Genomic DNA, 14698 nt, shown 5'->3' on the forward strand with positions numbered 1-14698 from the left:
GTGGCGCGCCGCCCCTCGCGCCTTCAACGCCTGGCGGGACGAGCGTAAAGACCACCTCGAGCCGGGTCATCGGTCTGTCACAGGACTGGGTCCCCGGCGCCCCGGGCCCATCGCGGCGGCCGACCAGCGCGAGAACCGGGCGGAGCTGGTCGGCGCCGACACCCCCCTCAAACCGACGGACGCACTGCACTCCGGACCTTCGCGAGTCGGCAGCCGAACCGCGTGAGGCAGATCCCGGGCCACGTGAGGTGATGTCACCCTGACCGTGTTGCGGTTTCTCCGAACTGCGGGTTTACCTCTTCGGCGGGCTTGCCGGCGGCGGGGCGCGGTGCGGGTTGGCCTGTGCCGGGCACGGGGCGTGGGCGGGGTGCTGGGCGGGCGGGGAGGCTGGTGTAGACGTCGGGCCGGTTGGCAGCTGATGCGAGCAGGGTGCTGATCCGGCGGGCGAAGTCGGGTCCTGGCATCGGCAGTTCCGTCTCGGGCTGACGGAGGTAGCCGATGGCGACGGCGCTGGGGACGTAAGTCATGAGTGCTTTGACGGCGGCGGGGCGGGGCCGCGCGGTGTACTTCGCGAGGTGGCGAAGGACGCGCAGGATCGTGGTGGTGGAGGTGCTGGTGACCCGGTGCTCGGCCGCCCTCCAGGGGCCCGGGGGTTCCGGGTTCGGGCGGTGTTCCGAGGCAGGGAGGTCTGGCGGGGGCTGGACGTCGTCGGTCTGGCGGTGCCACCAGTCGGCCGCGTCGCTCTCGCCCAGGGCCAGGTGGTGGAGGTAGAGGCAGTACGCGGCGGCGGCCTGGCCGGCTCCGGCGGCGTACTGCCACCAAAAGCGTGCGCCGTCGCTGGTGTCGGTCAGCTGCAGGACGCAGGCTAGGATCAGGGCGCTGCGGGGTTCGGGGACCTGGTCGGTGACGAAGTTGGCGACGGCGGTGGGCGGGGTGTGGGTGACGAGGGTTTCGCACAGTGCCCGCAGGTCCTCAGCTGCGGCGGTGGAGGTGCTCGCGGCGCCGGGAGGGCGGGCATCGGTGCTCGTCGGCGGTGCGGACGCCGGGACGATGTCGCGGGGCATGGTGCGGTCACGGACCAGCAGGGCCCTGGAAAGGATCTCTTCGATGCAGGTCATTCGGCGTTCCCTTCGGTCTCGGGCGGCGGGCAGATGACGCTCTGCAGGAAGTGGACGGCGTGGCGCTCGTCGGAGCGCACGGTGGCCAGCGGGACGCCGAGGAGTGCGGAGGCGCGCTCGGGAGTGATCCCGCACAGGCGGCGCAGCACCATGACGTCGAGCTGGTGGTCGGGCAGCCGGCTCATCGCCTTGAACAGCTGGAGGCTTTCGGCGATCTGGTCGAGGCGGTCGGCCTCGGTGGTCAGGGACTGGAGGGCGACGGTGTCGAAGGCGGCGCCGCCCAGTTCGGGCCGGCCGTCCAGGTGCAGGGTCCGGGTCATGACGGTGGCGCGCAGGATGTGCCAGGCGAAGCTGCGGGTGTCGGGGCTGGCGAGTGCGTCGTTCCAGCACAGCCAGAGGATGTCGAAGGTGTCGGACACGGCGGTGTCGCGCTGGTCGTCGTCGAGGAAGACCTGGGCGTAGAGGCCGTAGTCGTTCTCCACCAGCTCGCGGAACGCGCGGTGGTCCAGCGGCGGGGCCGTGTGAGAGGTGGTCAGCGCGGCCTTCTGACTGGAGCGTTCCACCCACTCCCGGCTCTTGTGGGCCTCGAACGCGGCCTGCCTCCACAGCCGGTACAGGGGCCAGCCGGGCATCTCAAGTTCCGTGGACAGGCTGAGGACGATTTCCCAGCGCGGATACAGGCCGGTTCCGCGCAGCAGCTCGGAGATCTTCGACTTGGCGAGCAGAACCCGCAGGCTGAGCTCGCTCAGTGTCAGACCGCTGCGCAGATACGTCTCCCGCATAGGCTCCAGCCAGGCGCGGTGGGCGCTGCCCACGTTCTCCGCGATCGGCCCCAGCTTGCGCCCGGGGCGCACGGGGGACGGACTGGCCGGCGGTACCGGCGGTTCGAAGGGCGTCGTCACGGGGCGTCGTCCTCCTTGTCCGGCACCGCCGCCACGCGGTGTCCCGAGGCCGGCGCGGCCTGCGTGCGGGCGGCATGGACGATCTGCTGCACGGCCAGCCCGAGGGCCGGGGCGAGCGTGGCGACCGCTGCCGTCTGGCCGATCGCCACCATCACCACACTCCAGACGAACACCGTGGCCGTCGCCACGATGATCACCGTCTGCTTCCGTTCCATCCAAACTCCTCTGGGGTCGGCCATATCCCGTACGGCCCATCCGGAAGCCGCAGGGCTCCCCGAAGACGGGTGCCGAAGCCGCCGACGGGAAGAGCAACCAGCATGGCCACAGAGGAAGTTGCTACGCCACGTGATCAGTGATTCACGGAACAATGACAGTCATAGGGCGCCGCCGGGCGCGCACGGATGACCGCTCAGGCGCAAAGAACGCCAGGTACGGCATGCAGGAGGGTGGAAGTTCCCGGTTCTCCTTGAAATTGCACGGCGTACCCGCGTCAATGGAACAAGACGCCTTCGGGTGTCGGCCTTCCATCCGGAAGGGCCCGCTCCCGTGCCGAGAACTTAGGGAGCGAGTGTCACCCGCTCCCGCCCGGCCGCTGTCGGAGGCCAGGCGGGAGCGGAGCGGTCCGCCAGGGACCTCCGCGACCGTAGTACAGGCCACTGACAACCGCTTACCGGCCCGCAGTTCACCGGATACCCATCCTGCGCTTTGCCGCCATGGTGCTGGGCAGGAAGCGCCCCGGTCAGGCGGAGGCCCGCCAGCGCGAACTCCTGGCGGAGCTGGCCGCTGAGAACACCCCGCTCAGCCCGGACGGGAGCCGCACTGGCTGCGAGACGACGCCGCAGGGCAACCCGGGCAACGGGCTGGGCTCAGAACGGGGGATCGTCGTGCCAGGGGCCGTCCGGCAGCTTGGGCGGGCTGGGGGCAGGCGGCAGGAGGATGGCCAATGCGTCCTCGACGCGACCGAGGTCGATGAGATAGCCGGCCAGGTCATGGCGATTCGAGGAGGAGTGCTGTTCGAGGACGGCGACGGCCTCCTCGGTACGTCCGGCGCCGGCGAGGAGCTCGGCGATGTACGACGCCGCGTACCAGGTGGCACCCTTGAGGTGGGAGCGCGCCTGTGCGACCGCTTCGTCGACGCCGTCGCGGGCGGCGATCAGCGGCAGCCGTATCCGGTACAGGTTCCACTCCTCCTCGCCCCCGCGGGCGGCGGTCAGGGCGTCGAGGTGTGCCAGGCCTTCCTCGGGGCGGCCCTGGCCGAGGCACAGTTCGGACAGCGTATGGAGGATCCAGTCGTCCCCGTTGCGTGCGTCGGCCTGGACCCGCATCACGTCGATCGCTTCGCTCCCCCGGCCGTGCCGGGCCAGGAGCTGCGCGAGTTCGAACGCCGAGTTGGGGTCGCCGGCCACGGCTTGGTCGGCCTGCCGGTATGCCGCGATCGCCCCTTCCACGTCGTCGGCCTCCTCCAGCAACCGCGCGAGGTGCTGTACTGCGCGCCCTGAGTCGTCAGTTGCCGCCATTGCCCGGAGCTCGTCGAGCCGACCGTGCCGTCCCAGGACCGCGGCCAGTTGCTCACGGTTGTTGAGCAGGCTGGTGCTGTTGGCGCGCAGCAGGGCGATCGCCTCGCCGGGACGGCCCTGGCGCTCGAGGATCGTGGCCAGGTACCCGAATGCCGTGTCGCGATCGAGGCCTCGGCAGCACCACGGGAAGTCGGTACACCGGTGTTCGGTCCGGGCAGCGACCAGCGCGGCGGCTTCCTCGTCACATCCGGCGGCGCCCGCGACGTCGACCAGTGTGCCGAGGGGCAGTTCGCCGATGTGCGCGCGCAGCAGAGTGAACGCCTCCTCGGCGCGGCCGTGCCGCGCCAGCAGGCGCGTGTAGGACTCCAGCGCCATCGGGTGTCCAACCTCCATGCGGACCCGGGTGATCTCGATCGCCTCATCGACGCGCCCCCATCCCTCCAGCAGCTCGGCCGCGGCTGCGACGGCCGTCCACCAGCCGGTCTTCAGATACGGGGCGAGCACGTCCAACGCGTCGGCCTGCCGACCCTGCTCCCCCAGCAACCGCACCCACGCCAACGCACAGAACCACTCCCCGCGTCCGGCGTACAGCTCCACCACGTCGACGTGACCGCGTTCGAGCAGCCGCGAGACCAGCTCCGGCGGAATGCACCCGGACCGCGTCCCGGAACGGTATTCAAGATCAGTAGCGTCCACGGCCACGCACCCTAGCGCTCGCCTCCGACACCCTCTCCGCCGTTACCGCCGCGTCCCAACGGTCCACGTCGACCAGGACCCCTGCTGCCTGACTCGGCCGGGCCAGTCTCCCGAGGCAACGCTGGCGGTTTTGAGGTGTCGACGTAGGACCTCGACGCGCGTGATGGCCATGTCCTCCGAACCCGTTCCGCCCCGGGCCCTTCTCGATCCGTCCCGCCGCGCAACGGCACACAACATGAGACGGCAGGTCCGCACTCGGCGAGCAGCTCCGGGCCTCCACATGGGGTCTCCCTGCCCAGACGGAAGGGGCCGTTCGTCGCAGGCTCGGAAGCGCTGCACCTGCACCGTCACGAGATGGCAGCCGAACCGCTGCTCTTCGGCCCCGGGGCGAACACGACTTTGTATTCACGGCTGAAGCGGTTGGCCTCCGCTGCGGAACCGGTCAGCCGGTGCAGCCAAAATCCGTACGCCGCCGACTCCATCTGCACCTGCGTCAGATGGAGCTGCCACCGCCTCACGCCCCGGTCGTACACGGCTGTACGCACTTGTTCGGCAAGCCCCGGCGCAGGTGGTGACTTCAGCTGGCCTGCCAGTCCGACGAACACCCGCAGCGCTGCCATCTGCGAGGGCGCCAGCTCCACCAGCCGCTCCCCCGGTCCCGGCCCCAGGCGCGTCGGAGCCGGCCGGACCCCGGCGTAGGCGAGCAAGTCGTGACCGGTCGCCGACAAGCGGACCGCCCAGCGCACCGGACGGCCTTCCCACGCCGACAGCTCCGCACGCGTCTCCCGGCCGGCTGTCTCCACCAGCCCCTCCCCCGCCAATGCACGCGCACGCCGCTGAAACGACGGCGCCGCAGCATCCAGTACCCAGCCGTGTTCGGCCTTCTCTTCCCACGCCCACACCGCCTTGAGCGTCTCGAGCGTTCTGTCTCCCTGCACCTCGCCACCCCGTACCGTCATCGACAGCGGCCTTACGGCAGACACGAGCATGCCGCACCGCCCGAAGTGCACGAGGTGTTCGCTGCCTATCTCATGCGATCGTGTGACTTGCCCACCGCGCGGGTGAACCCTGAGCCAAACAGCCGCTACGAAGGCGACGCGGCCAGTACGAAGATCACCAACCGTTTGTGATCTTCGAGAGGACCCGTCTCCGTGCGCACCCCCGCACCGCCGGCGTGATGGCCGCCGCGCTGTCTGCGCTCGCCGTCCTGCTCTCCCCCGCCGCCCACGCTGTCTCTCCCAATCCGGCATCGCTTCGGGCCCCGGGTGACACCATCACGCTTCCCGTCCGCGAGGCCCTGGCCGCGCTCACCGTGCAGGACGAGGACCCCACCGGCTACGAACGCACGAAGTTCAAGCACTGGATCGACGCCGACCGCGACGGCTGCAGCACCCGCAACGAGGTCCTCCTGGAGGAAGCCGTCACCGCGCCAGAACAGGGGGCCAACTGCACACTGAGCGGCGGCACCTGGTACTCGCGCTACGACGACACCGCCTCCACCCAGGCCCGCGCCCTCGACATCGACCACCTCGTCCCCCTCGCCGAATCCTGGGACTCCGGCGCCTCCGCATGGACGCCGGCCGAACGGCAGGCCTACGCCAACGACCTCGACGACCCCCGCGCCCTCATCGCCGTCTCCGCCACCAGCAACCGGTCCAAGGCCGACCAGGACCCGGCCACCTGGCAGCCACCCGCCCAGGGCTACCGCTGCACGTACGCCACCGACTGGACCGCCGTGAAAACCCGTTGGGAGCTTACCGTGGACCCTGCCGAACAGGCCGTGCTTACTGAAGTCCTCGACGGCTGCCCGGACACGGTCATCGAGGTCGTCCGAGCCCGCTGAAAGACGGCCCGAGTGCTGTTGGTGATCTTTTCCACTTGAGAATCGTTGGACGGGCGTGAAACTGTCGCCGAACCTGCCCGGGGTGGAGCACTATGCCGAGATGACGGCCGAGAACGCCTGCCACCGCGCCGATGCCGCAGGGCCGGAGAGCTGGAGCCCGGCGGCCACGGACGACGCCCTGGACGCGATCGACACCCTCACCGAGGCGCTGTCCGCGCTCGGGCCGGACGTCGCGGCGGCCCTCACGCCGGTGACGGCCGCCACCACCAATGCCCGTCGGCAGCTCGGACTTGACGACGACGAGCCCGCGTCTCCACCGTGACGCCGGTGGCGGTGGCGGCCTGCCGGCGGCGACGCTTGCGGACCCGCGGCTGCCAACGCTGCCGCACCGCCTCGTCGACCATCGCCGTAATGTTCGGGGGTTCTCGCGGGCACCGCTCCCATAGCGGTTGATGGAGTCAGCGGTGACCCTGATCTCCTGTGCGACGGCCTTCGCACTGGTGGGGGACCTGATCGAACCGGCGCCCGCCCTTCATCCAGGGCTTCGAAGAGCCAGTCAGGCAAAACGCTTGGGGCCGGGCGTTACAACGGCAGCTGTATGCCGAGTTCCTGCATGGCGAGAGAAGGCGGGCCGCCTTCGGAGCGTTCGGTTTTGTAGCCCTTGACGCGGGGTTCGAGGGTGCGCGGGTCGACAGCTTCGGCCGGGGCGCTTTTTGCGTAGAGGCCATCGGGCTCGGTGTCGCGGTCGTGGGGCAGGACCCAGAAGACTCGGCGGCGGAATGTGCCCGAGGCTCGGGATGCCTTGGCGTTGGGACCGAGGATGGCGTAACCGACCATGCGGCCGTCACGGTGGTAGGCGGGCTTGCCCTTGCGGGTGGGTAGTCGGTCCAGGCTCTGGCGCACGTAGTCGAGCTGGCCGACGTCTTCCAGCCATACGAGGTCGACTTCGTGGCTGATCTCGTCCGCATCGATCAGGGAACTCATGCGCTGGCTTCCCTCTCCTCGTCGGTGAGCAGTCCGATGCCCGGGTAGTACTTGCGCTGGTTGGACAAAATCATGCCCTTGGGTGAGGCCAGCCCGACCAGTTCTCTGGTGCGGGAGGCGAAGGCACGCGAGGACATGACCAGTGCGCCCTCATTGTTGCACCAGGTGGTGTAGGCGGCGTAGAGCGTCGTCTGCTCGACTCGTAGGTCGGGGCCGAGCCGGCAGCATTCCTCGTAGAAGCGGCCGGTGTGGTCCTCGGTTTCGGCGTAGGCGGTCGTGGCGATCCGGACGCGTTCGGGTCCGGTGAGGTCGCGGTCGCCGGCGAGGTAGCGGCGGGCGCCGTCGATGAGCCAGCCGAGGATACCGGGGCCTTCCTCCATGACGAGGAGGTCGGCCAGGTTGTCAATCTTGCGGTCGTCGGGGACGACGCGTTCGAAGGGGATCAGACGCATGCGCCGCCAGAAGGCGAAGCCGCCGGTGCCGACTTCGGGGCGGTGGTTGCCCAGCAGCCAGAGTTTGTGGGTGGGTTCGAAGCTGAAGGGGTCCTGTCGCATGCGGCGGGCTTTGATCCGGTCGCCGCCTGTGAGGTGTTTGACCCGGGCTTCGTCGAACTTGTCGCCGGGTTTGATCTCCGAGCAGACATAGACGCGCCGGCCGTGGAGTTCGGCGAGGTCTGTGGGGTGGCCTTCGAACGGCTTGGCCATCAGGAAGCCGGGAGGGGCCGCGTCCGCGTAGTCGCCGAGCAGCTTCATCATGACGTCCAGGAGGACGGACTTGCCGTTCTTTCCCGTGCCCCAGAGGAAGGGGAGGACCTGGGCTCCGACGTCGCCGGTGATCGAGTATCCGAGCAGCAGCTGCAAATAGTCGATCATTTGCAGGCCTTCGGCGTCGTCGCCGAAGGTGTCGGTCAGGAAGCGCAGCCAGCGCGGGATGGGTGTCTGCTGCGGGCCGACGGTGGTGGAGCGGGAGTGGAAGTCCTTGTTCGGGTCGGGGGCTCTGAGCAGCCCAGTGCGCAGGTCGACGACGCCCTGCGGCGTGCACAGAGCGTAGGGGTCGGCGTCGAGGCGGTCGGCTTTGAGTACCATGCCGGGCGCTGAGCGGGCCTGGGCGAGCATGGCGTTCATGCCTGAGGTCGACATGGCGCGGGTGCGGTGCTTGTGCAGGGCGGTGGTGGTGAACAGGCCGCGGGGGTCGTGGCCGGCGATCGTCTCGGCGAGGTCGCCGGCGGCCCATAGGACGGTTTCGTCTTCGTCGATCTGCCAGCGGGTGGTGTCCCAGCGGTACCAGCCGATGTTGGGGACGTGCCGGTAGTCGTTGGCGTAGAGCTTGACGAACAGTTTCGCGTTGCCGCGGTCGGTCAGCGTGTCCGGGAGAAGGCCGTTGGCGGTCGCTTCGCCGCCTGGCCGCTCGGCGGTTGCTTGGGCGGGCAGCGGCGTGGCGGGGTTCTGCGCGCGGATCTGGGCGGCGACGGCTTCGGGGTCGAACTCGAAGAGTGGCTCGATGCCGGGGGAGGTCACGGGCGCCTCCCTGTGGCGTGGAGGGGTTTCTTCAGGCCTGCGGTGAGGCCGCTGCGGATGATCTGTTCGATGCGCAGTTCCTGGCCTGGGCGGGCTGCGGCGGCGGTGTCTTTGAGTGCCTGTTCGGCTTCCTGTTGGAGGAGGCGACCGGCGGCGATGAGGCCGCCGAGGGTGTAGGCGGCCCGGTTGAGGGTGTCGGAGAAGCCTGCGCCCTGTGCGATCTGGCCGCAGGCTGCAACGGGCGCCAGGATCGCGGCGAGGGTGTGCTCGGTTTGGCTGCGTCGGCCGCCGGCGGCAAGGACAGCCTGCTGGGCGCGGGGCGGGACGGCCCGGGGAGCGGGAACGGCGGGCGCGGGCGAGTGTCCGGTGCGGTCGAGTTCTTGTGCGAGCCACAAGGGAAGGGCCGCTGGCTCGCGGGCTTCACCGATGGGGGTGTAACTGCCGTGGATGGTTGTGGTGCCAGGGGCAATGATGTAGCTGCCGTGGGCTCGGATGTCTACCTGCCAGGCCAGGGCGCGGCCGGGGCTGGAGCCGGCGGAGGACTTCCATTGGCGGTTGCTGGTGGCCCTGTACCAGACGTGGAGGCCTCCGGAGGGGGTGCGCACGCGCAGGGTGGTGGTGTCGTCGGCGGGGCTCTGCTGGCCGCGGAGGGCTGCGAGGACGGCGAGGGTGTGGAAGCCGTTGGCGAGGCCGGAGAGGTCGACTTGGTCGCCGATGGGGATGCCGGGCAGGATCCGGTCTCGCGCCGGGGGCTCGGTGCCGTGAGCGTCGATGTCGATGACGACCAGGCCTGCCGGGCCGCAGGAGACGCCGGTGCCGAACTCCGGGTGCTGCCCCCACCACTGCTGGATGCGGTCTTGGTTGAGGGTGGCCGCGTGGAAGCTGTGGCACCAGCGGCCTGAGCGCAGACAGGGGCAGCCGGTCGCTGCGTGGGCGTTGGCACGGCAGTCGCTGCAGTTCGCGGCCGGTGTCTTGCGGCCTGGGGCGAGGGGGTGCACGGGCCAGCCGCGCCGGGCGCAGGCTTGGGCAGTGGCAAGGGCTGGAGCGACTGAAGAAGCGGGGATGGCTGGGTCGGGAGAGTCGCTGCGGGAAAACTGCAGCTCAGCAGGCATCTGCACCCCCCACTAGCGACCGAAGCGACTCAATGACAGACACAGCCTAGCGAATGGGGGCGGTGGGGTTGTGGAGCACATGCAGAACAACGGTGCTCCTGTGTCGATGATGAGACCGGCTAGCACTCGTCCAGCGACCGGGGGAACAGCACAGCGACCCAGGGCAGTTCGGTCGCTGCATGTCGGCATCAGCAAACTTCCAGCTCAGGCGGGGCAAGAAGACCGAACAGCGACTGAAGCGACTGAAGCTCTCTGTATATAACGCACACGCACACACTCTCTGGAGTCGGTATATGCGTTGTCCGGTCGCTTGAGTCGCTTCGACTCCAAGAAGGACGCGCTGACCTGGCAGTCTGCTGGCTCCCCCAGTCAGTGACTGAAGAGCCGCTCAGTCGCTGACTGTTCAGTCGCTCTCTGCCGAGTACGACGACCTAAGCGACTCAAGCGACTGAAGCGACCGAGGCTCGGTCACCGGGGAACAACGCGTCCCCAGAGCAGGCAAGTTCTCTTCGGATCTACTGCTCGACGAATTGAGCCGCTAACTGGTCCAGCCGTCTGCCCCGATGCCCAGTCCTACCAGCTGACGCGACAGTGCGACGTCGAACCGTCCGGGTGCGCACAGCGACCGAAGCGACTGAAACTCAGGGCTAGCTAGCTGTGCCGTCACATGACATTGGTTCCTCGCTGTCAAGCTTGGCGGGCAGAGGACGTGAGGCGATCGGCGAGCGCGATGACGAGGTCGCGCAGTTCATCTGGGCCCTCAATGACGAACGGCCGGTCGAGTGAGGCGAGTACTGGAGGCAACCAGTCGAGCCGCTCCGCCCGTAGCTCGACGCGCAGCCAGGGCTCGGCCGCCGGGTCCTGGCCGGCCGCAGGCTCGTGCTCCTCCAGGCTCGCGATGCTGGCGGGGAGGTGCGCGCGGATCTGCTCAACTGTCCCGTGGATCCGCAAGGTCACCTCATGTCGGTACTCGGCCGTGGCGAATCCTGACAACACGCGCTGTGCCGGACCGGGACCCGCGGGCGCTTCGAATGAGCCGGGCAGGGCTCTCGCGGTTGCGATGCGATCGAGCCGGAAGGTTCGGTCCTCGCCGGCCTGGGCGTCCTTGCCCGTCACGTACCACCGGCCCGCATGGGCGACGATCCCGTACGCGTGCAGTGTGCGTTCGCTGCGCCGTCCGTCGCGGTCGGTGTAGCGGATCGAGACCGGTCGGCGGTGGCGCACTGCATCGGCGATGGTGAGCAGGAGCCCGGCGTCCGGGTGGTCCAACTCGCCGGGCTGATCCGTGAAGGCGAGAGCTTCCAGGAGTGTGTCGAGCCGGCGGGCGATGTGCTTGGGCAGCACCCGCCGGATCTTCGCTGATGCCGTCTCGTTTGCCGTGCGCTCCGTCGTCGTCAGCTCTGCCCGGCGGCCGGCGACCAGGCCGAGCAGCACGGCCAGCGCCTCGTCGTCGCTGAGCATGAGTGGAGGCAAGCGGTACCCGGGAGCCAGCCGGTACCCGCCGTAACGGCCGCGCACCGACTCCACGGGCACATCCAGCTCGATCAGCTGGGCCACATACCGCCGCACAGTGCGCCCTTCGACGCCGAGACGGTCGGCGAGCTCGGCCACAGTCCGGGTGCCGCCCGACTGCAGCAGCTCCAGGAGTCTCAGCACGCGGCCAGTGGGTCGGGGCATGTTCGCAGCCTAACGCGAATACAGGACCGATTCTGTCCACTATTTCTCCTAGCCTGCGACTGCACGCCTCCAGCACAGCCAAGGAGATTCCCATGGACTTCGTCTCGATCCGCATCATCACCAGCGACGTCGCACGCCTCGTCGAGTTCTACGAGCGAGCTACAGGGATGCAGGCCATATGGGCCACCGAGGACTTCGCCGAACTCAAGACCGCGGGCGCAACCCTCGCGATCGCCGGCACCCGCACCGTCCCGCTGTTCGCCCCGGGCTCTGCCCGCCCGGCGGACAACCACAGCGTGATCACCGAGTTCCTCGTCGACGACGTGGACCGTATTCATCAGAACCTGATCGGCTTCGTCACCGACTTCGTCAACGAGCCCACCACGATGCCCTGGGGCAACCGCTCGCTGCTGTTCCGCGACCCCGACGGCAACCTCGTCAACTTCTTCACCCCCGTCACCCAGAAGGCGATCGAAAAGTTCGCACACTGACGCCACTCACAGCCGCTCACGCGGGAGCCCCGAGATCCCAGGGCTCCCGGGGAACGCGGCCGCCGAGTCCAGGAGCGCCACCAGCAGGGAACATCGGAACGCACTGCTGATCCTCGAAGGACCTCTGCCTGGAGCCGCATCACGTCGATCGCTTCGTTCCCCCGGCCGTGCCGGGCGAGGAGTTGCACGAGCTCGAACGCCGAGTTGGGGACGCCAGCCACGGCTTGGTCGGCATGCCGGTACGCCGCGATAGACCTCCGAGACCTGTGTGGCACCGCGAGGCAGGTGTGAGCCAGCCCTCAGGATCGTAACCAAGTTACTTGGCGCCTTCCTCGAGTTTCGGTCTCGATGGCGCTAGAAAAGGCCGGTGGACATGTACTGCGTGAGGTTCGCAAGGATCTCGCGCAGCCACGGGCTGCGAACGGCTGGTAGCCGGACCAGGGTGTGCTGGAACGTTCCCCGGTCGGCCCGGAACAGGCAATTGGGGCGCGGCGGGAGCGGGTCGTCGCGGAGGACGTCTTGGGGTATGCCGCCCGACGCAGGAACCCGCAAGTGGGGCTGGGGAGAGGCCAACCACAGCCACACCCCCAGGGGCAGCGGCACCGGGTATGCCGATGCAGCCGGGCTGGCCGGGGTCCAGGTCTGACCCGTCTGCGGATGGACCGGCACCAGGAGGATGTCGACGCCCGCGTCGGGAGCGGGCCGTCCCGGTCCAGCCAGGACGGCGCGCCGCATCGGCGGGCCCGCGGGCAGCAGGGCGTCGAGCGCGCGTTGGAACACGTCCCCGGTCAGACCGCCCGGGACCTTCACCGGTTGCCCTTCGGAGGCCGCAAGTAGGTGGGCGAGCGCCTGGCCAGCTGCCGCCTCCCATTGCGGACTCCACGACCAGTAGTGCCTCGACCCGAGCCGTCCTCCCCACGCGGCAATCGGCTCGAACGGGGGCGTGCTCTCCCCCCTCTCCGTCAGCTCGTCCCAGGAAAGCGGCGCAGCGTCGACACCCTCAAAGAGGACGCGGTACACGGCGTCGGAGCTGAGCCGCACTGCCTGCCAGAGCGAGCAGTCGTCGATCCTGGTCGCCACAGGCTGGCCGCACGCCACGCAGGCCAAGTTGGGGCCGTCGGCCCCGTCGAGGCCACAGCAGGCACCGCCGCGATTCTCGGGGATCAGCCGGGTTCCGCGGATATCACCGGGCGCGATGACAATTGCTCCGGGCGCGCTGTCGGACAGGGCATAGACCGGCGCGTAGATGCCGCGTGCCTCCGCCTCGCCCGGATCGATCTCGTTCCACATCCGCCACGGTCGTCCCCAGGGGTCCGGGTCCACGGCGAACGTCCCTGACTCCATGAGCACCGGAAGCTGGACCCCGTTCCCGTAACTCTGACGGGCGTGGGCAGGAAGGGAGACCTGCGACAACGGGACGGTCAGCTCGGCGTCGCACCTCGCACAGACGAAAACGAACAAAGGCCCTCCGCATGGGAAACAGCTGCATCCTCGCACCTCGGTGGCAGTAGACAACGCGTTTTCGCGTCCATCACGGGGCCAGGACCGCCAACGCCCTACTGTTCTCAACGACGTCGATCCTGCACCCGCCACCGCCGCTACGCGATCGCAACTGGTGGCGCTGTCACGTGCGGCCGTCGTGCAACTTCCCTGTTGCTGACACGCACGTGACGCGTCCGCGCAGGTAGCGAACGTCCCGGTCGATCGAGCGGTCGGTAGAGAACGCTTCCTCAGTGAGCGGCGTACGTCGCTGCCGGATCGACCTCGATGTGGAGTCCGAGCGGCGCCTGGAGGTGTACGACGCGCCATCGAGCGGTTCGGGAAGGAGGGGACCGCGGTCACCGGCATGCCCGAGACCCAACGGGCGCGGCACGCCCTGCGCGACACCGAGCTCACCCTCGGCATCCCACCGCAGGTCATCGGGGACGTCGCCAAGAGCTTCCCGCACATCCGCGCCCGCGACATCCGCTCCGCTCTGGCCGGACTGCCGAGCTCCGGCAGCTCTCCGCACAGGCGAAGAAGTTCGGGCCACTGTGGGAGCGCGCCGAAGTCCTGGACGCACTGCCCCGCTGCTACGCCGTGCACCCCAGAAACCTGCGCGCCGCCCATTCTCATCCCCCGCGCTCCTGGGCCGGCAGGAACACACAGGAACAGTCCGAGGCCGCCAGTGGTTCAGGCCATGCATCTCGGGCTGCGTCTGAGGAGACACCCTGGGAGAAGCCCGCAGAACACGCCCGGCTCACCCTGCGAGCTCCTTCCGACCCGCGTGTTTCTCTTACTTCCCAGCAACTCAGCCCGGCCCAGAGCGGTCCACCTTCGGATGGCCGGGGCGGTGGTCTGTCGCCTGCTCTCCGCTCGGGCCAGTCCCTGACCGGCGTGCCGACGGGCACCGGCCTGACCGGGGCCTTCACGATATGTACACGACAGGCGCACTCGTTGATCACTTCCGGTATGCTCCAGGCGCTCCATTCGCACCACTGAGGGGGGATTTCCTCATGCGTATGCGCCACACCATGGCCGCAGTTGCCGCCGCGGGCACGATCGCCGTGCTCACCACCGGACCGGCCCAGGCCACCGAGTACACGTCCGCACTGAAGCTCAAGGGCGTTCAGTACGACGCCCCGGGCAGCGACTCCAACCGGTGCTCCGGCGGCAACACCAAGGACGAATACCTGACGATCAAGAACTACTCCCGCACCGCGACCGTCGACCTCAAGGGCTACGTCGTGAAGGACGCCACGGGCAACAAGTTTGCGGGGCGAAGGCAGGCGCGGCGCTGTCCCTCCCTGCAGGACTCGACAGGAAGAGACAGCATCGTTCTGGTCCACGACGGAGCCGTCC

Annotated in this window: 13 protein-coding genes and 3 pseudogenes; 5 read left to right on the top strand and 11 right to left on the bottom strand. The window is 69.0% G+C overall.

Features of this window, described 5'->3' with window-relative positions; genetic code table 11:
- Window positions 1-254 precede the first annotated feature (254 nt).
- The 5 genes from QF030_RS01200 to QF030_RS01220 all read right to left on the bottom strand — a co-directional run bounded on the left by QF030_RS01200 (window position 255) and on the right by QF030_RS01220 (window position 5222).
- The gene (locus QF030_RS01200; protein WP_307160762.1) at window positions 255-1118 is read right to left on the bottom strand and encodes a hypothetical protein; all 864 of its coding nucleotides are present in this window, start codon (window positions 1116-1118) and stop codon (window positions 255-257) included.
- Window positions 1115-2020: a sigma-70 family RNA polymerase sigma factor gene (locus QF030_RS01205; protein WP_307160763.1), complete on the bottom strand. Its 906-nt coding sequence runs from the start codon at window positions 2018-2020 to the stop codon at window positions 1115-1117. The genes QF030_RS01200 and QF030_RS01205 overlap by 4 nt, the downstream gene beginning before the upstream one ends.
- Window positions 2017-2235 carry a hypothetical protein gene (locus QF030_RS01210; RefSeq protein WP_307160764.1) on the bottom strand — a complete coding sequence of 73 codons (219 nt, stop codon included), beginning with the start codon at window positions 2233-2235 and terminating at the stop codon, window positions 2017-2019. The genes QF030_RS01205 and QF030_RS01210 overlap by 4 nt, the downstream gene beginning before the upstream one ends.
- Before the next feature lie 651 nt (window positions 2236-2886).
- Window positions 2887-4233, bottom strand: a complete 1347-nt coding sequence (locus QF030_RS01215) for a tetratricopeptide repeat protein (protein ID WP_307160765.1) — start codon at window positions 4231-4233, stop codon at window positions 2887-2889.
- Window positions 4234-4580: 347 nt separating this feature from the next.
- Window positions 4581-5222: a DUF6417 family protein gene (locus QF030_RS01220; protein WP_307160766.1), complete on the bottom strand. Its 642-nt coding sequence runs from the start codon at window positions 5220-5222 to the stop codon at window positions 4581-4583.
- A 188-nt stretch (window positions 5223-5410) separates the two neighbouring features.
- On the opposite strand from QF030_RS01220, the gene QF030_RS01225 reads away from it, so the two are divergent.
- Together QF030_RS01225 and QF030_RS01230 are read left to right on the top strand one after the other, a co-directional pair.
- Complete coding sequence (locus QF030_RS01225; protein ID WP_307160943.1) at window positions 5411-6076, top strand: HNH endonuclease family protein; 666 nt, start codon at window positions 5411-5413, stop codon at window positions 6074-6076.
- A gap of 55 nt (window positions 6077-6131) precedes the next feature.
- Window positions 6132-6398, top strand: a complete 267-nt coding sequence (locus tag QF030_RS01230; RefSeq protein ID WP_307160767.1) for a hypothetical protein — start codon at window positions 6132-6134, stop codon at window positions 6396-6398.
- Here QF030_RS01230 and QF030_RS40415 read toward each other — a convergent pair.
- The 5 genes and pseudogenes from QF030_RS40415 to QF030_RS01250 form a co-directional block, all read right to left on the bottom strand.
- A pseudogene (locus tag QF030_RS40415) lies at window positions 6376-6575 on the bottom strand (telomere-protecting terminal protein Tpg); the annotation flags it as partial. The gene QF030_RS01230 and the pseudogene QF030_RS40415 overlap by 23 nt on opposite strands.
- A gap of 83 nt (window positions 6576-6658) precedes the next feature.
- The gene (locus tag QF030_RS01235) at window positions 6659-7060 is read right to left on the bottom strand and encodes a DUF6009 family protein (RefSeq protein ID WP_307160768.1); all 402 of its coding nucleotides are present in this window, start codon (window positions 7058-7060) and stop codon (window positions 6659-6661) included.
- Window positions 7057-8577: a DNA primase family protein gene (locus QF030_RS01240; protein WP_307160769.1), complete on the bottom strand. Its 1521-nt coding sequence runs from the start codon at window positions 8575-8577 to the stop codon at window positions 7057-7059. Before QF030_RS01240 ends, QF030_RS01235 begins: the two co-directional genes overlap by 4 nt.
- Window positions 8574-9575, bottom strand: coding sequence for a bifunctional DNA primase/polymerase (locus QF030_RS01245; protein ID WP_307160770.1), 1002 nt, complete (start codon window positions 9573-9575; stop codon window positions 8574-8576). Before QF030_RS01245 ends, QF030_RS01240 begins: the two co-directional genes overlap by 4 nt.
- An 801-nt stretch (window positions 9576-10376) precedes the next feature.
- On the bottom strand, window positions 10377-11366 hold the full coding sequence (locus tag QF030_RS01250; protein ID WP_307160771.1) for a helix-turn-helix transcriptional regulator: 990 nt from the start codon (window positions 11364-11366) through the stop codon (window positions 10377-10379).
- Window positions 11367-11458: 92 nt separating this feature from the next.
- Between QF030_RS01250 and QF030_RS01255 the strand changes: the two genes are divergently transcribed.
- A complete protein-coding gene (locus tag QF030_RS01255; protein ID WP_307160772.1) occupies window positions 11459-11857 on the top strand; it encodes a VOC family protein in 399 nt (132 codons plus the stop codon).
- Window positions 11858-12211: 354 nt separating this feature from the next.
- Here the strand turns inward: QF030_RS01255 and QF030_RS01260 are convergent, their stop codons facing one another.
- Window positions 12212-13318 carry a hypothetical protein gene (locus QF030_RS01260; protein ID WP_307160773.1) on the bottom strand — a complete coding sequence of 369 codons (1107 nt, stop codon included), beginning with the start codon at window positions 13316-13318 and terminating at the stop codon, window positions 12212-12214.
- Between the two features lie 256 nt (window positions 13319-13574).
- Here QF030_RS01260 and QF030_RS01265 point away from each other — a divergent pair.
- Both QF030_RS01265 and QF030_RS01270 read left to right on the top strand, forming a co-directional pair.
- A pseudogene (locus tag QF030_RS01265) lies at window positions 13575-13945 on the top strand (DNA polymerase III subunit alpha); the annotation flags it as partial.
- Window positions 13946-14352: 407 nt separating this feature from the next.
- A pseudogene (locus tag QF030_RS01270) lies at window positions 14353-14619 on the top strand (lamin tail domain-containing protein); the annotation flags it as partial.
- Window positions 14620-14698: the final 79 nt, after the last annotated feature.

Origin of the sequence: Streptomyces rishiriensis (assembly GCF_030815485.1) — a bacterium.
GTDB classification, from domain to species: domain Bacteria; phylum Actinomycetota; class Actinomycetes; order Streptomycetales; family Streptomycetaceae; genus Streptomyces; species Streptomyces rishiriensis_A.